This window comes from Variovorax sp. TLI9-5A, from assembly GCF_056867935.1.
In genome coordinates this window covers 1,646,020-1,664,880 of record NZ_CP200310.1, presented here as the reverse complement: position 1 = coordinate 1,664,880, position 18,861 = coordinate 1,646,020, and the positions used below count along the sequence as shown (strand labels likewise).

Below are 18,861 nucleotides of genomic sequence, written 5' to 3'. Positions count from 1 at the left end.
CTATGATGCGGCCATGAGTTGGACCCTACGCTTCGCGAGCTTCTGCCTCGCGGCCCTGTTCATGTGCGGCGGCGCCCAGGCGCAGCCGGACCTCGGCGCAGGCGGCAACAGCAACAGCGCCGCCGCGGCCGCCGCAGCCCCTGCTCCCTCGGTGGCCGAGCTGCGCGCGCAATTCACCAAGCTCAGCACCGCCGCAGAGACCGACGAGGATGCGCGCAAGCTGCTCTCGCAGATCAACGACATCGGCGTGCAAGCCGACAAGTTCGTCACCGCGCGCACCGGCGAGCTGGCCGACCTGAACGCCAAGCTCGGCGAGCTCGGCAACCCGCCCGCCGCTGGCGCCACCGAAGACCCCGACATCACCCGCCAGCGCGCCCGCCTGACCAAGGACCGCAATGCGCTGGACGCCGACATCCGCCTCGCGCGCCTGCTGTCGGTCGACGTGCGGCAGCGCGGCACCGAGCTGGTCACGCAGCGCCGGGCGCTGTTCGAGGCGCAGCTCACCGAGCGCGCCGCCTCGCCGCTGACCGCCGAGTTCTGGAGCGACCTGCGCGAAGCCTGGCCCGACGACCTGGCGCGCCTGAAGGCGATGGCCTCGTCGGTGAACGACGGCCTGGTGGCCGCCACCCAGCCCGAGACCCGCCTGCCGGTGATCGCCGCGCTCGTCGGCGCGCTGCTGCTCGCGGTGTTCGGCAACTGGGGGGCAGAGGTGCTGCTCACCTGGCTGGCCGCGCGCTACCTGCCGGCGGGGCGATTGCGGCGCTCGGTGCTGGTGATCGGCATCGTCGCCAGCCACGTGCTGCTGGTGGCCGTGGCGGCGCACGGCTTCGTCGAGGTGCTGAAGGAGTTCGCCACCTGGGAGCCGCAGGCGCGCAAGGTGCTGCAGTCGGCGGCGCAGCTGCTGGTGTTCATGGCCTTCGTGATCGGGCTGGGCCGAGGGCTGCTGGCCACGGGCCGGCCCTCGTGGCGGCTGCCGCCAATTCCCGACGCCATGGCCATCCGGCTCGCCCCCCTGCCCTGGATGGTGGCGCTGGTGGCGGTGCTGGCGTGGATGCCGGCCGAGGTCAACGCGCTGATCGACGCCAGCTTCGCGGCCGTGGTGGCCACGCACGTGCTCACGGCGCTGGTGCTGACGGCGCTGGTCGCCTCGGTGCTCTACCTGGTGAAGCCGCTGCGCGCCGACGCGGCCGAGGCCGGCCTGCCCGAGCGGCCGATGTGGGTCGGCCTGCTGGTGGCGCTGATCGGCGTGCTGATGATCGCGATCTGGGTGCTGGTGGCGCTGGGCTACGTGGCGCTCGCCAGCTTCCTGGCCTCGCAGCTCGCCTGGAGCGGCATCGTGGCGGCCGCGTTCTACGTGCTCTTCAAGTTCGCGGACGACGTGTTCATGGCCACGGTGTCCTCGCGCGCCAGCTTCGGCCAGCGGCTGCAGAAGAGCTTCAACCTCGCGCCGCAGACGCTCGACCAGGCGGCGACGGTGCTGTCGGCCATCAGCCGGGTGGCGCTCTTCTTCTACATGCTGGTGGCGCTGGCCGCGCCGCTGGGCACGGGGCCGGGCGAGGTATTCCAGCGCAGCGGCAAGTTCGGCACCGGCGTGAAGGTGGGCGAGTTCCAGCTGGTGCCGGGCGCGATCCTCAGCGCGGTGGCGGTGGCCGTGGTGGGCTTCGTGATGCTGCGCATCTTCAAGCGCTGGCTCGCGCGCAGCTACCTGCCGAACACCAAGTTCGAGCCGGGCATGCAGAGCTCCATCACCACGCTGCTGGGCTACGTGGGCGGCATCCTGGTGATCGCCTTCTCGCTGTCGGCGCTGGGCATCGGCATCGAGCGCATCGCGTGGGTGGCCAGCGCGCTGTCGGTGGGCATCGGCTTCGGCCTGCAGGCCATCGTGCAGAACTTCATCTCGGGGCTGATCCTGCTGGCCGAGCAGCCGGTGAAGGTCGGCGACTGGGTGGTGCTGGGCACGGCAGAGGGCGACGTGCGGCGCATCAACGTGCGCGCCACCGAAATCCAGCTGGGCGACCGCTCGACGCTGATCGTGCCGAACTCGGAGTTCATCACCAAGACCGTGCGCAACATGACGCTGGCCAACGCCGAAGGCCGGGTGCTGATCCGCCTGCCGATGCCGCTGACCACCGACGCGCAGCGCGTGCGCGAGCTGATCCTCGCGGCCTGCAAGGCGCATGAGGGCGTGCTGGAAACACCGGCGCCCTCGCTCACGCTCGAAGGCATCGAGAACGGGCTGCTGATCTTCCAGGCCATCGCCTACGTGGCGAGCCCCCGGCTCGCGGGCGGCGTGCGCAGCGACCTGCTGTTCACCATCCTCGACGACCTGAAGAAGGCCTCGCTGCCGCTGGCGGTGCCCACCATGGTGCTGGCCGCCGCGCCCGAGATGCCCGCCGCGCCGGCGGCCGTGCCTTCATCGCCCGCCTCGCCGATCCCGGGCGTGCCTCCTCCCTGAGAAGGCCCTGCCCGTTCACTCCAGCGGCAGCGCCGTGGTGAACTTGATCTCGTTGAGGCACACGCTGGAGCGCACCGCCGACACGCCGGGCATGTGCATCAGCGTGTGCATCAGGAACTGGGAGAGCGACTCCAGGTCGTGCGCGACGACCTTGAGCACGTAGTCGAAGTCGCCGGTCACCGAGTAGCACTCCAGGATCTGCTTCAGGTCGGCGATCAGGTCCTGGAACTTGGGCAGCTCGTCGACGTGGCCGCGCGCCATGGTCACGTGGATGAAGGCGATCACGCCCAGCCCGATGTGGCGCGCGTTCAGCCGCGCCGCGTAGCCGTGGATCAGCCCCAGCTCCTCCAGCCGCCGGTGGCGCCGCAGGCACTGGGCGGGCGACAGATTGGCCACCTCCGCCAGTTCCAGATTCGAGGCCCGGCCATGGGCCTGCAGGTGCTCGAGAATCTTCCGGTCGATCCGGTCCAGTGCGATGTCATGCAATTTCTTCTCCCCTTGCACCAAGTTAATGCAATTTTATGGCGCAAAGCGGGGTAAGCCCGAGCCTTTCATGCACCTTAATTGTGCAAAGTACGATCTAGACTCCGAGGCGCCCGGACCGCATGCCGCGATGTCCGGCCGCTGAATCCCTCGCCGCCGGCACCCGCTGGCGGCTTCAGACGCATCCATTCCCCCACCCCGGAGACTCTTTCCCGTGAAAAACGCTTTGCTTCGCACTCCCTTCAGCGCAGTGGCCCTGGCCCTCGGCATGCTGGCCGCCGCGCCCTCGTTCGCGGCCGACACCAAGTCGGTGGCCGTGACCGCCATCGTCGAGCACCCGGCGCTGGACGCGGTGCGCGACGGCGTGAAGGCCGAGCTGAAGGCTTCGGGCTACGAGGAAGGCAAGAACCTCAAGTTCACCTACCAGAGCGCCCAGGGCAACGTGGGCACCGCCGCCCAGATCGCCCGCAAGTACGTGGGCGACCAGCCCGACGCGATCGTCGCCATCGCCACGCCGTCGGCGCAGGCCGTGGTGGCCGCCACCAAGAGCATTCCGGTGGTGTACTCGGCGGTCACCGACCCGGTGGCGGCCAAGCTGGTGAAGAGCTGGGAACCCACGGGCACGAACGTGACCGGCGTGTCCGACCTGTCGCCGCTGGAAAAGCACATCGCGCTCATCAGGCAGGTGGTGCCCAATGCCAAGCGCGTGGGCGTGATCTACAGCCCCGGCGAAGCCAACTCGGTGGCCATCGTCGACTCGCTCAAGAAGGCCGCCTCGGCCGCCGGCATGACCGTGGTCGAAGCCGCCGCCGCCCGCACGGTGGACGTGCCGACCGCCGCGCAGAGCCTGGTCGGCAAGGCCGACGTGATCTACACGCCCACCGACAACAACGTGGTCTCGGCCTTCGAAGGCATCGTGAAGGTGGCCCAGCAGGCCAAGCTGCCGGTGGTGGCGGCCGACACCGCCACCGTCGAGCGCGGCGCCGTGGCCGCGCTGGGCCTGAACTACACCGACATCGGCCGCCAGACCGGCAAGGTCGTCGTGCGCATCCTGAAGGGCGAGAAGCCCGGCGCCATCGCCTCGCAGACCAGCGCCAACTTCGAGCTGGTGGTGAACCCCGGCGCGGCCAAGCTGCAGGGCGTGACGCTGTCCGACGAGCTGCTGAAGACCGCCAAGGTCGTGAGCACGAAGTAAGAAGAAGCCGCCGGCTTTCCGCTTTTTCCCATGTCGCTCATCGCTTCGCTGGGCGCCATCGAGATCGGCCTGATATTCGGGCTGGTCGCGCTGGGCGTCTTCCTGTCGTTTCGCATCATCAACTTCCCCGACCTCACGGTGGACGGCAGCTTCCCGCTGGGCGCCGCCGTGGCCGCGACGCTGATCGTCGCGGGCTGGAACCCGGTCGCCGCCACCGCGGTGGCCTGCGTGGCCGGCGCGGTCTCGGGCTGGGTCACTGCCTGGCTCAACGTGAAGCTGAAGATCATGCAGCTGCTCGCGAGCATCCTGGTGATGATCGCGCTGTACTCCATCAACCTGCGCGTGATGGGCAAGCCCAACGTGGCGCTCATCACCGAGCCCACCGTGTTCAGCATGGCCAGCTTCGGCGGCATGCCCGAGCAGTGGGCCAAGCCGCTGTTGCTGCTTTTGATCGTGATCGTGGCGAAGATCGTGGTCGACATGTTCTTCGCCTCCGAAGCCGGCCTCGCGATGCGCGCCACCGGCGGCAACGCGCGCATGGCGCGCGCCCAGGGCATCTCGACCGACTTCCACACCATGGCGGGGCTGGCGCTGTCGAACGCCCTGGTGGCGCTGGCAGGCGCGCTGTTCGCGCAGAGCCAGGGCACGGCCGACATCTCGATGGGCGTGGGCACGATCGTGATCGGCCTGGCGGCGGTGATCATCGGCGAGACGCTGATTCCGGCGCGCAGCATGATCATCACCACGCTGGCCTGCATCGTCGGCGCGCTGCTGTACCGCTTCTTCATCGCGATGGCGCTGAACACCGACTTCATGGGCCTGCAGGCGCAGGACCTGAACCTGGTGACCGCCGTGCTGGTGGCCTTCGCGCTGCTGGTGCCCGCCTACAAGCGCAGGCTGGGTGGCCTGTTCAAGGGGAAGAACTGATGCTGCGCGCCCAACAACTCGAAATGACCTTCAACCCGGGCACGCCGATCGAGAACCGCGTGCTGCGCGGCCTGAGCCTGGAGATTCCCACCGGCCAGTTCGTGACCGTGATCGGTTCGAACGGCGCGGGCAAGTCGACCTTCCTGAACGCGGTGAGCGGCGACCTGATCGTCGACAAGGGCCACATCGAGATCGACGGCAAGGACGTGACGCGCCTGAACGCCTGGCAGCGCTCGGGCATGGTGGCACGCGTGTTCCAGGACCCGATGGCCGGCACCTGCGAGGCGCTGACCATCGAGGAGAACATGGCGCTGGCATGGAAGCGCGGCGAGCGCCGGGCCTTCGGCTTCGCGCTCAACCGCAACCTGCGCGAGATGTTCCGCGAGAAGCTGTCGATCCTGAAGCTGGGGCTGGAGAACCGCCTGGCCGACCGCATCGGCCTGCTCTCGGGCGGGCAGCGGCAGGCGGTGAGCCTGCTGATGGCGTCGCTCAAGCCCTCGCGCATCCTGCTGCTCGACGAGCACACGGCCGCGCTCGACCCCAAGACCGCCGCCTTCGTGCTGGAGCTGACCGCGAAGATCGTCGAGGCCGGCCAGCTGACCGCGATGATGGTCACGCACAGCATGCGCCAGGCGCTGGACTACGGTTCGCGCACGGTGATGCTGCACGAGGGCCAGGTGATCCTCGATGTGGCCGGCCCCCAGCGCGCCGGCCTCGACGTGCCCGACCTGCTGCGCATGTTCGAGCAGACCCGAGGCGAGAAGCTGGACGACGACAAGCTGCTGCTGGCCTGATCGATCGTGACTCCTTCCGTGCGCGGCATGCGCGCCGCCGACCTCGACGCAGTGCTGGCGATCCAGCTCGCCTGCTACGGCGCGGGCTTCGTGGAAGACGGCGCGCTCATCGCCAGACGGCTCGCCGCCGCGCCCCACACGGGATGGGTGGTGGAGCACGAAGGCGGCGTGCGGGCCTATCTGGCGGGCTATCCGTCGGTGGCCGGCAAGCTGACGCCGCTGCACGGCGAGTTCGAGGTGGCGGCGCAGGCCGATTCGCTCTACCTGCATGACCTGGCGGTGCACCCGGATGCCTCGGGCCTGAGGCTGGGGCCGCTCTTGGTGCGGCATGCCTGGGCCCATGCGCTGCAGGCCGGCTTGCGGCATTCGACGCTGGTGTCGGTGCAGGCCTCGGTGGGGTTCTGGGAGCGCCAGGGCTATGCGGCCACCGAGCCCGACGGCGCCGGGCAGCAGGCCCGGCTGGCGACCTACCCGGGCGAGTCGGTCTACATGATCCGACGACTGCCCGGCTGAGCGGGCGGAAATTTCAGCGGCGCCAGCCGCGCATCGCCAGCCACTGGACCGTGCCGCAGACCACGACCAGCGCGGCATAGGTCGCCATCGCCCCGTCGCGCCCGAACACCACCAGCCCGGCCGCCAGCACCGCCACGCCGGCCGCGAAGGTCAGCGCCCACTGCACCCACCATCGCGGGACGCCGGCACGCCCGCCGCCCAGGAAGCGCCCGGCAAAGGCCAGCACCAGCGCCAGGAAAGCCGCGGGTGCTACAAAATTAAGCAGGTGGTTCAAGAGGGCCAGCAGGTCCATCGCAGGGGGTTGCGCACGGGCTGGAACATGCGCCCAGGGTTATGGCTGTCATAGGGAAAGCCATTTGTCCCCTGGCAAGCCTCGTGCGGCTGCTGATTTTATAATCACGGCCATGTCAGTCTGGGCCCTCGGCTTGAACCACACGACCGCGCCGCTTGATCTGCGCGGTCGTTTCGCGTTCGCGCTCGACCAGATCGCCCCCACGCTGCAGAGCCTGCGCAGTTCCTTCGCCTCCGGCCGCCATCCCCAGGTCGAGGCCGCGATCATCTCCACCTGCAACCGCACCGAGATCTACTGCGCCTCGGAACACGCCGCGCTCGACCACACCTTCGGCTGGTTGGCCCAGAGCGGCGGCGTGGCCCCCGCCCTGCTGCGCTCGCACGCCTACACCCTGCACGACGGCGAAGCCGCCCGCCACGCCTTCCGCGTGGCCAGCGGGCTCGATTCGATGGTGCTGGGCGAAGCCCAGATCCTCGGCCAGATGAAGGACGCCGTGCGCGCCGCCGAGACGGCCGGCGCCCTCGGCAGCACGCTCAACCAGCTGTTCCAGCGCTCCTTCGCGGTGGCCAAGGAAGTGCGCACCGCCACCGAGATCGGCGCCCACTCCATCAGCATGGCCGCCGCCGCGGTGCGCCTGGCCGGCCAGCTCTTCGAAGACCTGCGCAAGACGCGCGTGCTCTTCGTCGGCGCGGGCGAAATGATCGACCTCGCGGCCACGCACTTCGCGGCCAAGGAACCCAAGTCGATCGCCATCGCCAACCGCACGCTGGAGCGCGGCGAGAAGCTGGCCTCGCGCTTCGGCGGCGAGGCGATGCGCCTGGCCGACCTGCCCTCGCGGCTGGCCGAGTTCGACATCATCGTGAGCTGCACCGCCAGCACGCTGCCGATCATCGGCCTGGGCGCCGTGGAGCGTGCGCTCAAGGCCCGCAAGCACCGCCCGATGTTCATGGTCGACCTGGCCGTGCCGCGCGACATCGAGCCCGAGGTGAAGGCGCTGGAAGACATCTATCTCTACACCGTCGACGACCTTGCCCAGGTGGTGCAGCAGGGCCAGGCCAACCGCCAGGCCGCCGTGGCGCAGGCCGAGGTGATCATCGACGCCGGCGTGCAGAGCTTCATGCACTGGCTGGGCCAGCGCGGCACGGTGCCGCTGATCCAGCAGCTCAACGCGCAGGCCGACGAGTGGCGCGCCGCCGAGATGGCGCGCGCGCGCAAGCTGCTGGCCAAGGGCGAGCCGGTCGAAGCCGTGCTCGAAGCCATGTCGCGCGGCCTCACGCAGAAGATGATGCATGGCGCCATGGCCGAGCTGCACGCGGGCGATGCCGCCTCGCGCGAGCAGACGGCGCAGGCGATTTCTCGCCTCTTCCTGCGCAAAGAGCGTTAGCGACGCTGGCCGGCTCGCGGCCCGGCGCCGGACGCCGCGGTCTTCATGCGCACTGCCCTTCAACGGCAGCACCCTCCCATTTCCTGAATCTGCTTTCTCTGTGAAATCCTTTCTGCGCCACCAACTCGAACGCTACGCCCAGCGCCTGGGCGAGCTCGACTTCCTGCTCTCGCGCGAAGACATCATGAGCGACATGGCGCAGTACCGCACCATCTCGCGCGAGCACGCCGAGGTCACGCAGATCGCCGGCCGCTACGAGCGCTACCGGCAGCGCGAGGCCGACATCGCCGGCGCAAAGGAGATGCTGGACGACCCCGACATGGCCGAGATGGCCAAGGAAGAAATCGCCAGCGCCGAGGCCGAGCTGGTGCAGCTCGAGGACGAGCTGCAGCGCCTGCTGCTGCCCAAGGACCCGGACGACGCGCGAAACGCGTTCCTCGAAATCCGCGCTGGCACGGGCGGCGACGAATCGGCCCTGTTCGCGGGCGACCTGCTGCGCATGTACACGCGCTACTGCGACCGCGCCGGCTGGCGCTGCGAGATCGTCAGCGAAAGCGAGAGCGAGCTCGGCGGCTACAAGGAAGTGGTGGTACGCATCGTGGGCGACGACGTGTTCGGCCACCTGCGCTTCGAATCGGGCGGCCACCGCGTGCAGCGCGTGCCGGCCACCGAGACGCAGGGGCGCATCCACACTAGCGCCTGCACGGTCGCGGTGCTGGCGGAGCCCGACGAGACGGTGGCCGTGCAGATCAACCCCGCCGACCTGCGCATCGACACCTACCGCGCGAGCGGCGCCGGCGGGCAGCACATCAACAAGACCGACTCGGCCGTGCGCATCACGCACATCCCGACCGGCATCGTGGCCGAGTGCCAGGACGACCGCAGCCAGCACCGCAACAAGGCGAAGGCGCTGCAGGTGCTGTCGGCGCGCATCCAGGAAAAGGAACGCAGCGAGCGTGCCGCCAAGGACGCCGCGATGCGCAAGGGCCTGATCGGCAGCGGCGACCGCTCCGACCGCATCCGCACCTACAACTTCCCGCAGGGGCGGCTCACCGACCACCGCATCAACCTGACGCTCTACAAGCTGCTCGCCATCATGGAAGGCGACCTCGGCGACGTGCTGGCCGCGCTGCGCGCCGCGCGGGAGGCCGAGCAGCTGGCCGAGCTGGAATCGAGCCTGCCGACATGAGCACGGTGGAAAACCCGAAGCCCGCGACGGTGGCTCAGGCGCTGGCCGCGTCCATCGCCTTGGGTGTGGGCCGGCTAGACGCCCAGTTGCTGCTGCTGCATGCGCTGGGCCGCGCGCCGCACGACCGGGCATGGCTGCTGGCGCACGACACCGACGCGATGCCCGATGCCGCGTGGTCCGCGGCGGCCGCGCAGCTCTCGCGCCGCCGGGTCGGCGAGCCGGTCGCCTACCTGCTGGGCGAGAAGGAATTCCACGGGCTCAGCCTGCAGGTCGACGCCCGCGTGCTGGTGCCGCGACCCGACACCGAAACGCTGGTCGAATGGGCCCTGCAATGCCTCGAAGGCCGGGCAGCGCCGCGCGTGCTCGATCTCGGCACTGGCAGCGGCGCGATCGCGCTGGCGCTGCAGCATGTGCGGCCCGACGCGCAGGTCGACGCCGTCGATGCCAGCGCCGACGCACTCGCCGTCGCCCAGGCCAATGCCGCGCGGCTGGGCCTGCCCGTGCGCTTCGCCCAGGCCGACTGGCTGGACGGCGCCGGCACCGGCTACACGGTCATCGCCAGCAATCCACCGTACATCGCCGCCGGCGACCCGCACCTGCCCGCGCTGCGCCACGAGCCCTCTTCCGCGCTGGTCTCGGGCGCCGACGGCCTCGACGACATCCGCCGCATCGTGCAGGACGCCCCCGCCCACCTCGCCGAGGGCGGCTGGCTGCTGCTGGAGCACGGCCACGACCAGGCCGCCGCCGTGCGCGAGCTGCTCGCATCGCGCGGTTTCGCCGAAGTGCAAAGCCGCGACGACCTCGCCGGCATCCAGCGCTGCTCCGGCGGAATCTGGCGCACGGTGAAATAATCCCCCCAGCCTATTTTTCAGGAGTCCCCATGTCCGACGCTCAGCAACGCATCGACGACCTCGTCAAGACCAACGACCTCGTGCTCTTCATGAAGGGCAACGCCAGTTTCCCGATGTGCGGCTTCTCGGGCCGCGCGATCCAGATCCTGAAGGCGGTCGGCGTCGACACCCGAACGCTCAAGACCGTCAACGTGCTCGAAGACGACGGCATCCGCCAGGGCATCAAGGAATACAGCAACTGGCCCACCATCCCGCAGCTCTACGTGAAGGGCGAGTTCATCGGCGGCTCGGACATCATGATGGAGATGTACGAATCGGGCGAACTGCAGCAAGTGGTGAACGGCGCCGCCGCCACCTGAGTCCACGGGAGCGGTCATGAGCCACGATCACGCGGGCCACGACCATTCCCATGACGAGGACGGCGGCGACAGTGCCGCCCCGGCCTGGAAGCACGACGGCGTGCGCGTGATCCCGGCCAGCCAGCTCGACGCCAACACCGCCCAGACGCCCGGCATGAACCGGGCCGCGGCCATCAACTTCGCCCGCGTCGGCGCCCAGAAGCTCTGGGCCGGCACCGTGACCATCCATGCCGACGCCAAGACCGGCGCCCACCACCACGGGCATCTCGAATCGGTGATCTACGTCGTGCGCGGCCGGGCCCGCATGCGATGGGGCGAGAAGCTCGAGTTCACGGCCGAGGCCGGACCGGGCGACTTCATCTACGTGCCACCCTATGTGCCGCACCAGGAAATCAACGCCAGCGCGACCGAGACGCTCGAATGCGTGCTGTGCCGCAGCGACGGCGAAGCGGTGGCGGTGAACCTCGACATCGAGCCCGTGGAGAAGCCCGAATCGGTACTCTGGGTAGACCCCACCCACCCCCACGGCGGCGTCTGAGCGTTTTCCGGTGCCGAGTCATGGCACCATGATGGCCGTCTTCGACGTGCCACCATGACCCTGACCCAAAGCCTGCTCATCATCGCGCTGCTGATCGCGATGAGCGCGTTCTTCTCCCTCGCTGAAATCACCCTCGCCGCCTCGCGCCGCCTGCGTCTGCGCCAGATGGCCGACGAGGGCGACCCTCGGGCCGAGAAGGTGCTGCGCGTGCAGGAGCAGCCGGGCCACTACTTCACCGTGGTGCAGATCGGGCTCAACGCGGTGGCGATCCTTGGCGGCGTGGTGGGCGAAGGCTCGCTGAGCCCGTACTTCGCGGTCTTCTTCGAGAAGTGGCTGAGCCCCGAGGCCTCGGCCAGCGCGGCCTTTCTGTGCTCCTTCGTGATCATCATCGCGGTGTTCCTGGTGTTCGCCGACCTGTTCCCCAAGCGGCTGGGCATGAGCAACCCCGAGCGGCTGGCAGTGCGCATGGTGGGGCCGATGCTGCTGCTGATCACCACCTTCAAGCCGCTGGTGTGGTTCTTCACGCGCTGCACCGACCTGCTGTTCAAGCTGCTGGGCATGCCGATGGCGCGCGACGACAAGATCACATCGGCCGACATCCTCGCGATGACCGAGGCCGGCGCGCAGGCCGGCGTGCTCGCGGCGCGCGAGCAGCAGGTGATCGCCAACGTGTTCGAGCTCGACACGCGCCTGGTCAGCAGCGTGATGACGGTGCGCGACAACATCACCTGGTTCTTGCACGACGACCCCGAGACGGTGCTGCGCGCGCGCATCATCGCCGAGCCCTTCTCGGCGTACCCGGTGTGCGACGGCGACATCGACCACGTGCTGGGCTACGTGGACGCCAAGGACATGTTCCAGCGCGTGCTCAGCGGCCAGCCGCTGGCTTTCGACCAGGGGCTGCCGCTGCACAAGGCGCTGGTCATTCCCGACCGGCTGTCGCTCACCGAGGTGCTGGAGCAGTTCCAGCAGGCACACGAGGACTTCGCGATCATCGTCAACGAGTACAGCCTGGTGGTGGGCGTGATCACGCTGAACGACGTGATGAGCACGGTGATGGGCGACCTGGTGTCCACGTCCGCGCCAGACGAGGAACAGATCGTGCGGCGCGACGAGAACTCGTGGCTGATCGACGGCGTCACGCCGATCCAGGACGTTCAGCGCGCGCTGCAGATCGACGAAATGCCGCACGCCGAGGAATACGAGACGCTGGCCGGCTTCCTGATGGTGATGCTGCGCCGCGTGCCCAAGCGCACCGACAACGTGAGCTGGGGCGGCTACACCTTCGAGGTGATGGACGTCGACAGCTACCGCATCGACCAGGTGATGGTCACCAAGGGCTCGGGCACCGCCAAGGCGCCCGCGAACTGAACAGAAGAGAGCTTCAGGCCGCCGAGCGGTCGCGCTGCTGTTGCTGCTGCTCTTTCTCGCGTTCCCTGTCGTTGAACACCCAGAGCCGCTGGTTGGAGAACACCGCGTTCGGGTACGGCGACTTGCCGCGGCTGCCGTTGTAGCGGCCCAGCGTCATGAACAGGTCGCCATTCTCGCGGTCGAGGTAGTGGCGAAGGATGACGCAGCCGAAGCGCAGGTTGGTCTGCATGTGGAAGAGCTTGGCCGAATCGCTGTCGCCGATCACGCGCGTCCAGAACGGCATGACCTGCATGTAGCCGCGCGCGCCGGCGCTCGACACCGCGAACTTGCGGAAATTGCTCTCGACCTGGATCAGGCCCAGCACCAGGCTCACTTCGAGCCCCGAGCGCTTGGCTTCGTACCAGGCGGTCTGCAGGAATTCGATGCGCGAGGGCGCATCGGCGATCTTCTTCTTGAGGCGCTCGCTCATCTCGCCGAGCCAGCGCAGGTAGGCCAGGCGGGCTTCGGTGTTCGCGAACTGGGGCACCGGCGGCGCCTTGTTGTGGATGGCCGAACTCAGCGCGGTGCGCACCGAGTCGATCAGCGGCTCCTCGATCTGCGCGCCGGCCATGGCGGCCTGCGGCAGCGACAGCACTGCGAGGGCACCCGCCGTCACGGCGCCGCCCAGGCACTGGCGTCGCGAGAGGCCGCCCTCCAGGCTCATTTGGCGAGCTTGCCGCCGATGAACTCGGCGATGCCGGCAGCCGGCACCTTAGTGGCGGCCGTGTCGCGGCGATGCTGGTATTCGAGCTGGCCTTCCTTGAGGCCGCGGTCCGAGATGACCACGCGGTGCGGCACGCCGATCAGTTCCCAGTCGGCGAACATCGCGCCGGGGCGCTCGCCGCGGTCGTCGAGCAGCACGTCGACGCCCTTGGCGAGCAGCTCTTCGTAGAGCGCTTCGGCCGCCACCTTGACCTCGGGACTGCGGTCCATGCCGATCGGGCAGACCACCACGGTGAACGGTGCCAGCGCGTCGGGCCAGATGATGCCGCGCTCGTCATGGTTCTGTTCGATGGCGGCCGCCGGCAGGCGGGTGATGCCGATGCCGTAGCAACCCATCTCGAGGAACTGCGGCTTGCCGCCTTCGTCGAGGTAGGTGGCGTTCATGTCCTTGCTGTACTTGGTGCCCAGCACGAACACATGGCCCACTTCGATGCCGCGCTCGATGGCCAGCACACCCTTGCCGTCGGGCGAGGCGTCGCCCGCGACCACGTTGCGGATGTCGGCCACCAGGTCGGGCTCGGGCAGGTCACGGCCCCAGTTGACGCCGGTCATGTGGAAGTCGACTTCGTTGGCGCCGGTGATCCAGTCGGCCATCACGGCGGCTTCGCGGTCGGCCACGAGCTTGACGGGCTTCTTGAGGTTCAGCGGGCCCAGGTAGCCGGGCTTGCAGCCGAAGTGATCTTCGATTTCGGCCAGGGTCGCGAAGCGGAAGCCCTGGTTCAGGCCCGGCAGCTTGCCGACCTTGATCTCGTTCATGTCGTGATCGCCGCGCAGCAGCAGCAGCCAGACCTGCGAGCCCTTGATGTCGCCAGACTCGTCGAGGACGTCGGTGGCCAGCACCAGCGACTTGATGGTGGTCGAAAGCGGCACGCCGAGCAGCTCGGCCACGTCGGCGCAGGTGCTCTTGCCGGGGGTCGGCGTCTTCTCGAGCGCCTTGGCGGGCGCCGGACGCGGGCCGGCCGGGGCCAGCGCCTCGGCCTTTTCCATGTTGGCGGCGTAGTCGCTGTCGGGGCAGTAGACGATGGCGTCCTCGCCGGTGGCGGCGATCACCTGGAATTCCTCGCTCAGGTCGCCGCCGATGGCGCCGCTGTCGGCCGCCACGGCGCGGTAGCGCAGGCCGAATCGGTCGAAGATGTTGCGGTAGGCCTGCGCCATGACCTGGTAGCTGGCCTTGGCGGCGTCGAGGTCGCGGTCGAAGCTGTAGGCGTCCTTCATGATGAACTCGCGCCCGCGCATCAGGCCAAAGCGCGGACGGCGCTCGTCACGGAACTTGGTCTGGATCTGGTAGAAGTTCTTCGGCAGCTGCTTGTAGCTGCGGATTTCCTGCCGGGCGATGTCGGTCACGACTTCTTCGCTGGTCGGCTGGATCACGAAGTCGCGATCGTGACGGTCCTTGATGCGCAGCAGCTCGGGGCCCATCTTCTCGAAGCGGCCGGTCTCCTGCCAGAACTCGGCCGGCTGCACCACGGGCATGGTCATCTCGACGGCGCCGGCGCGGTTCATCTCCTCGCGCACGATGGCCTCCACCTTGCGGATCACGCGCAGCCCCATGGGCATGTAGGTGTAGATGCCCGTGCCGAGCTTCTTGATCATGCCGGCCCGCATCATGAGACGGTGGCTCGCCACTTCGGCGTCAGCGGGCGCTTCCTTGAGGGTGGAGACGAAAAAACGGGAAGCTTTCATCGGGATTGCGGTGATGGATTCGCTGGATTCGAGGTTCGGAAGTGGGGAACTGCTCCCCCGGAGAGACCCTGAGAGCCTGGCATCGGCAGCTTGCCGAGGGCAACCCGGCATGCATAATCGACTCAGTTCAAAAATTGGGGTTTGATTATGCTCGACCGGGACGGCTTCAGGCCCAACGTCGGCATCATCCTGCTCAACCAGAGAAACCAGGTTTTCTGGGGCAAGCGCATACGCACGCATTCCTGGCAGTTTCCGCAAGGCGGCATAGATCGCGGCGAAAGTCCCGAACAGGCCATGTTCCGGGAACTGCACGAGGAAGTGGGGCTCCACCCGGAGCATGTGCGCATCGTTGCCCGTACCCGCGACTGGTTGCGCTACGAGGTGCCGGATCGGTTCATTCGCCGTGACGCACGGGGCCACTACAAGGGCCAGAAACAAATCTGGTACTTGCTGCAACTCGTCGGCCACGACTGGGATCTCAACCTGCGTGCAACTGACCACCCCGAATTCGACGCCTGGCGCTGGCATGACTACTGGGTGCCGCTCGACGTTGTCGTCGAGTTCAAGCGCGGCGTCTACGAGATGGCGCTCACCGAGCTCGCTCGCTACCTGCCGAGGCAGGATTTCCGCAACCGCTTCCTGCGCAGCAACGTGCGCGCCCGAGAATTCGAGCGCCATTCGCCGGACGCCGGGGCGCCTCCCGGACTGGATCTGCCGCCCGGCGGCAGTTTCGATCCGCATCCCGACATTCCTTCAGCGAGCAATGAACCTCCTGTCCACGACAACAAGGCACCACCGCCCCTTCCGACGCAGCGCTGAGCGCGTCCTCCTTCTGGCCTGTTTCGGCATCCTCGCGGGATGCGCCTCCGGCCCGCACGACACCGACAACCCCGACTGGGCGCAGGCCGGCATGCCACCGCCGCCCAAGCGGTACGAGACGGACAAGGAGTGGGAGGAGACAGCTACGCCACCGCCGCCAGCCTTCGCTGAAAGCCGCCTGCTGCCGATCGAAATGCCGCCTTACATGAGCCTGAAGTTCGGCGTCGATCCGCAGACGATCGCCGTCACGGGCGACGGCATCGTGCGCTACGTGGTGGTGGCCCAGAACCGCAGTGGCGGTGCGACCAACGCCTTCTACGAAGGCGTTCGCTGCTCCACGGCCGAGATGAAGAGCTATGCACGCTACAACAACGGCACCTGGCAGGATGTGCAGAAGCCGGAGTGGAAGCGCCTGAGCGACATGAATTCCAGCTACACCCGCAAGCTGGCGACGCAGGCGCTTTGCCGCGGCAATGCGCCGCGTGCCTCGGTGAGCGACATGGTCCAGAACATCCGCAATCCTGTGCGGGAAGTGCAGTAAGCGCCCTGCGCTGACAGATGAAAAACGGGGCCCATGGGCCCCGTTCTTGTTTTGCCTTCTTCTCAGCCCGGCATCAGCACCATGTTGTCGCGGTGGACCATTTCCGGCTCCGCCACGTAGCCCAGCAGGCGCTCGAATTCGGACGAGGGCTTGCGGCACAGCAGGCGGGCCTCCACGCTCGAATAGTTGGCGAGGCCCCTGGCCAGCTCGACACCATCGGCATCGCGCACCGCGATCACGTCGCCGCGCGAGAACTCGCCCGACACGCTGGTCATGCCGATAGGCAGCAGGCTCTTGCCCTCGGCCCGCACCTTGGCGGCCGCGCCCGCATCGACGACGACGGCACCACGCAGTTGCAGGTGGTCGGCCATCCAGCGCTTGCGGGCCTGATGCTTGGCGGTCTGCGCCACCAGCAGCGTGCCGATGGACTCGCCCTTCGCCAGCCGCAGCAGCGCGTCGGCCTCGCGACCCCAGGCGATGACCGTGGAGGCGCCCGAACCTGCGGCGCGCTTGGCCGCGAGGATCTTGGTGATCATGCCGCCCTTGCCGATGCTCGAACCGGCGCCGCCGGCCATGGCCTCGAGCGCCGGGTCGCCCGCGGCGGCTTCGTGCACGAACTTCGCTTCGGGGTCCTTGCGCGGGTCGGCCGTGTAGAGGCCCTTCTGGTCGGTGAGGATGACCAGCGCATCGGCTTCGACCAGGTTGGCCACCAGGGCGCCGAGCGTGTCGTTGTCGCCGAACTTGATCTCGTCGTTGACGACCGTGTCGTTCTCGTTGATCACCGGGACCACGCCCAGCTTGAGCAGCGTGACCAGGGTCGAGCGGGCATTGAGGTAGCGCTCGCGGTCGGCCAGGTCGGCGTGGGTCAGCAGCACCTGTGCGCTGCCGATCTCGTTCTCGCGCAGCTTGGTCTCGTACATCTGGGCCAGACCCATCTGACCGACGGCCGCGGCGGCCTGAAGCTCATTGATTTCATGCGGCCGCGTGCGCCAGCCGAGACGCTTCATGCCTTCGGCGATCGCGCCGCTCGACACCATCACGACCTCGCGACCGTCGCGCACCAGCGCGGCCAGCTGCCGGCACCACTCGCCGATGGCGGCCTCGTCGAGACCGCGCCCCTCGTTGGTCACGAGGCTGGAGCCCACCTTGACGACGATTCGGCGGGCATCCCGCAACGCAGTGGATCCGGAGTTCGAGGTCATTTTTGGGGTGCTACGGTCTTTGGATACTGCTGGGGTTTCTGTCTTGTGGCCCGGTAACGCCGGGCCGTCGATGCTGCGACAGGTGCCGCTCAGGAGCCTTCGGGAGGCAGGGGCACGAAGCGCGGATCGACCTCGACCGGCTGGTGCTCGGCCACCTGTTGTGCCTTCACCTGCTGGTAGATGGCCTGCACCAGATGCTCGCAGCCTTCGCGCGTGAGCGCCGAGATTTCGAACACCGGGCCCTTGAAGCGCAGGCGCTTCACGAAATCCTTGATGCGCGCGGCGCGTTCGTCGGAAGGCACCATGTCGAGCTTGTTCAGCACGAGCCAGCGCGGCTTCTCGTACAGGTCGGCATCGTATTTCTTCAGCTCGCCCACGATGGCCTTGGCCTGCGCCACCGGATCGACGCTGTCGTCGAACGGGGCCATGTCGACCACGTGCAGCAGCAGGCGCGTGCGCTGCAGGTGCCGCAGGAAAAGATGGCCGAGGCCGGCGCCTTCGGACGCGCCTTCGATCAGGCCGGGCAGGTCGGCCACCACGAAGCTCTGCTCGGGGCCGACGCGCACCACACCCAGGTTCGGGTGCAACGTGGTGAAGGGATAGTCCGCGATGCGCGGGCGGGCGTTCGAGATGGCGCTGATCAGCGTCGACTTGCCGGCATTCGGCATGCCGAGCAGGCCGACATCGGCCAGCACCTTGAGTTCGAGCTTGAGGCTGCGCTTCTCGCCGGGCCAGCCGGGAGTCTTCTGGCGCGGGGCGCGGTTGATGGCACTCTTGAAGCGCATGTTGCCGAAGCCGCCGTCGCCGCCCTTGGCGATGGTGATGACCTCGCCGTCTTTCAGCAGCTCGAACAGCACCTCGCCGGTTTCGGCGTCGGAGATGATCGTTCCGACCGGCATCTTGAGCGTGATGTCATCGCCCGCGGCACCGAACATGTCGGAGCCCATGCCGTGCTCGCCGCGTTTCGCCTCGTGGCGGCGCGAATAGCGGAAATCGACCAGCGTGTTGAGGTTGGAATCGGCCACCGCGAACACGTGGCCGCCACGGCCGCCGTCGCCGCCGTTGGGGCCGCCGAATTCCTTGTACTTCTCATGACGGAACGACACGCAGCCGTTCCCGCCATCGCCCGCGGCGATGTCGATGAAGGCTTCGTCGACGAACTTCATGGGATGTCCAGTTTACAAATGAAGAAGCCCCGGCAATGCGGGGCCTCGGGAAGGTCGATTCGACTCGGGGCTTAAGCCGCGGGAGTCACGTTGACCGTGTGCTTGTTGAGCGCACCCTTGGTACCGAACGACACATGGCCGTCGACCAGGGCGAACAGCGTGTGGTCCTTGCCCACGCCGACGTTCACGCCGGGGTGGAACTGGGTGCCGCGCTGGCGCACGATGATCGAGCCTGCGCTGATCAGTTCGCCGCCGAAAGCCTTCACGCCGAGCATCTTGGGCTTGGAATCGCGCCCGTTTCGCGTTGAGCCGCCGCCTTTTTTCTGTGCCATGGAAT

Annotated in this window: 20 protein-coding genes; 13 read left to right on the top strand and 7 right to left on the bottom strand. The window is 68.1% G+C overall.

The annotated features are described in order from the left end of the window. Window positions 1–13: 13 nt before the first annotated feature. Window positions 14–2,455 carry a DUF3772 domain-containing protein gene (locus AC1VNX_RS08130; RefSeq protein WP_483156240.1) on the top strand — a complete coding sequence of 814 codons (2,442 nt, stop codon included), beginning with the start codon at window positions 14–16 and terminating at the stop codon, window positions 2,453–2,455. Window positions 2,456–2,470: 15 nt separating this feature from the next. Here the strand turns inward: AC1VNX_RS08130 and AC1VNX_RS08125 are convergent, their stop codons facing one another. After that, window positions 2,471–2,941 carry an Lrp/AsnC family transcriptional regulator gene (locus AC1VNX_RS08125; protein ID WP_483156239.1) on the bottom strand — a complete coding sequence of 157 codons (471 nt, stop codon included), beginning with the start codon at window positions 2,939–2,941 and terminating at the stop codon, window positions 2,471–2,473. Between the two features lie 265 nt (window positions 2,942–3,206). Here AC1VNX_RS08125 and AC1VNX_RS08120 point away from each other — a divergent pair, with 265 nt between their 5' ends. Genes AC1VNX_RS08120 through AC1VNX_RS08105 form a run of 4 tightly spaced genes read left to right on the top strand, consistent with a single transcriptional unit; the run spans window position 3,207 to window position 6,367 of the window. After that, window positions 3,207–4,133, top strand: a complete 927-nt coding sequence (locus AC1VNX_RS08120; protein WP_483161905.1) for an ABC transporter substrate-binding protein — start codon at window positions 3,207–3,209, stop codon at window positions 4,131–4,133. Window positions 4,134–4,163: 30 nt separating this feature from the next. Next, the gene (locus AC1VNX_RS08115; protein WP_483156238.1) at window positions 4,164–5,060 is read left to right on the top strand and encodes an ABC transporter permease; all 897 of its coding nucleotides are present in this window, start codon (window positions 4,164–4,166) and stop codon (window positions 5,058–5,060) included. Continuing rightward, complete coding sequence (locus AC1VNX_RS08110; RefSeq protein WP_483156237.1) at window positions 5,060–5,854, top strand: ABC transporter ATP-binding protein; 795 nt, start codon at window positions 5,060–5,062, stop codon at window positions 5,852–5,854. Before AC1VNX_RS08115 ends, AC1VNX_RS08110 begins: the two co-directional genes overlap by 1 nt. A 3-nt stretch (window positions 5,855–5,857) precedes the next feature. Beyond that, the gene (locus tag AC1VNX_RS08105) at window positions 5,858–6,367 is read left to right on the top strand and encodes a GNAT family N-acetyltransferase (RefSeq protein ID WP_483161904.1); all 510 of its coding nucleotides are present in this window, start codon (window positions 5,858–5,860) and stop codon (window positions 6,365–6,367) included. A gap of 13 nt (window positions 6,368–6,380) precedes the next feature. On the opposite strand, the gene AC1VNX_RS08100 is transcribed toward AC1VNX_RS08105, so the two are convergent. Further along, entirely contained in the window at window positions 6,381–6,659 is a 279-nt protein-coding gene (locus tag AC1VNX_RS08100; protein WP_483156236.1) for a hypothetical protein, read from the bottom strand. A gap of 112 nt (window positions 6,660–6,771) precedes the next feature. Between AC1VNX_RS08100 and hemA the strand changes: the two genes are divergently transcribed. The 6 genes from hemA (at window position 6,772) to paeA (ending at window position 12,351) form a co-directional block, all read left to right on the top strand. Further along, window positions 6,772–8,043: a glutamyl-tRNA reductase gene (gene hemA, locus AC1VNX_RS08095; protein ID WP_483156235.1), complete on the top strand. Its 1,272-nt coding sequence runs from the start codon at window positions 6,772–6,774 to the stop codon at window positions 8,041–8,043. 100 nt (window positions 8,044–8,143) lie between these two features. Further along, on the top strand, window positions 8,144–9,232 hold the full coding sequence (gene prfA, locus AC1VNX_RS08090; RefSeq protein ID WP_483156234.1) for a peptide chain release factor 1: 1,089 nt from the start codon (window positions 8,144–8,146) through the stop codon (window positions 9,230–9,232). Further along, complete coding sequence (gene prmC, locus AC1VNX_RS08085) at window positions 9,229–10,083, top strand: peptide chain release factor N(5)-glutamine methyltransferase (protein ID WP_483156233.1); 855 nt, start codon at window positions 9,229–9,231, stop codon at window positions 10,081–10,083. Before prfA ends, prmC begins: the two co-directional genes overlap by 4 nt. A 29-nt stretch (window positions 10,084–10,112) precedes the next feature. Then, window positions 10,113–10,442 (top strand): Grx4 family monothiol glutaredoxin, encoded by a 330-nt coding sequence (gene grxD / locus AC1VNX_RS08080; RefSeq protein WP_483156232.1) that lies wholly within the window; start codon window positions 10,113–10,115, stop codon window positions 10,440–10,442. Window positions 10,443–10,458: 16 nt separating this feature from the next. Beyond that, the gene (locus tag AC1VNX_RS08075) at window positions 10,459–10,980 is read left to right on the top strand and encodes a cupin domain-containing protein (RefSeq protein ID WP_483156231.1); all 522 of its coding nucleotides are present in this window, start codon (window positions 10,459–10,461) and stop codon (window positions 10,978–10,980) included. 54 nt (window positions 10,981–11,034) lie between these two features. Then, a complete protein-coding gene (gene paeA, locus AC1VNX_RS08070; RefSeq protein WP_483156230.1) occupies window positions 11,035–12,351 on the top strand; it encodes a polyamine export protein PaeA in 1,317 nt (438 codons plus the stop codon). A gap of 13 nt (window positions 12,352–12,364) precedes the next feature. Here paeA and AC1VNX_RS08065 read toward each other — a convergent pair whose 3' ends face one another. Together AC1VNX_RS08065 and AC1VNX_RS08060 are read right to left on the bottom strand one after the other, a co-directional pair. Then, window positions 12,365–13,054 carry a lytic transglycosylase domain-containing protein gene (locus AC1VNX_RS08065; protein ID WP_483156229.1) on the bottom strand — a complete coding sequence of 230 codons (690 nt, stop codon included), beginning with the start codon at window positions 13,052–13,054 and terminating at the stop codon, window positions 12,365–12,367. Continuing rightward, a complete protein-coding gene (locus AC1VNX_RS08060; RefSeq protein ID WP_483156228.1) occupies window positions 13,051–14,796 on the bottom strand; it encodes a proline--tRNA ligase in 1,746 nt (581 codons plus the stop codon). Before AC1VNX_RS08060 ends, AC1VNX_RS08065 begins: the two co-directional genes overlap by 4 nt. A 147-nt stretch (window positions 14,797–14,943) precedes the next feature. On the opposite strand from AC1VNX_RS08060, the gene AC1VNX_RS08055 reads away from it, so the two are divergent. Both AC1VNX_RS08055 and AC1VNX_RS08050 read left to right on the top strand, forming a co-directional pair. Further along, complete coding sequence (locus tag AC1VNX_RS08055) at window positions 14,944–15,615, top strand: RNA pyrophosphohydrolase (RefSeq protein WP_301506029.1); 672 nt, start codon at window positions 14,944–14,946, stop codon at window positions 15,613–15,615. After that, complete coding sequence (locus AC1VNX_RS08050) at window positions 15,560–16,156, top strand: CNP1-like family protein (protein WP_483156227.1); 597 nt, start codon at window positions 15,560–15,562, stop codon at window positions 16,154–16,156. The genes AC1VNX_RS08055 and AC1VNX_RS08050 overlap by 56 nt, the downstream gene beginning before the upstream one ends. 62 nt (window positions 16,157–16,218) lie before the next feature. Here AC1VNX_RS08050 and proB read toward each other — a convergent pair whose 3' ends face one another. The 3 genes from proB to rpmA form a co-directional block, all read right to left on the bottom strand. Then, complete coding sequence (gene proB / locus AC1VNX_RS08045) at window positions 16,219–17,358, bottom strand: glutamate 5-kinase (RefSeq protein WP_483156226.1); 1,140 nt, start codon at window positions 17,356–17,358, stop codon at window positions 16,219–16,221. A gap of 89 nt (window positions 17,359–17,447) precedes the next feature. After that, on the bottom strand, window positions 17,448–18,524 hold the full coding sequence (cgtA, locus tag AC1VNX_RS08040) for an Obg family GTPase CgtA (RefSeq protein WP_483156225.1): 1,077 nt from the start codon (window positions 18,522–18,524) through the stop codon (window positions 17,448–17,450). 71 nt (window positions 18,525–18,595) lie between these two features. After that, window positions 18,596–18,856 (bottom strand): 50S ribosomal protein L27, encoded by a 261-nt coding sequence (gene rpmA, locus AC1VNX_RS08035; RefSeq protein ID WP_093057448.1) that lies wholly within the window; start codon window positions 18,854–18,856, stop codon window positions 18,596–18,598. Between the last annotated feature and the right edge of the window lie 5 nt (window positions 18,857–18,861).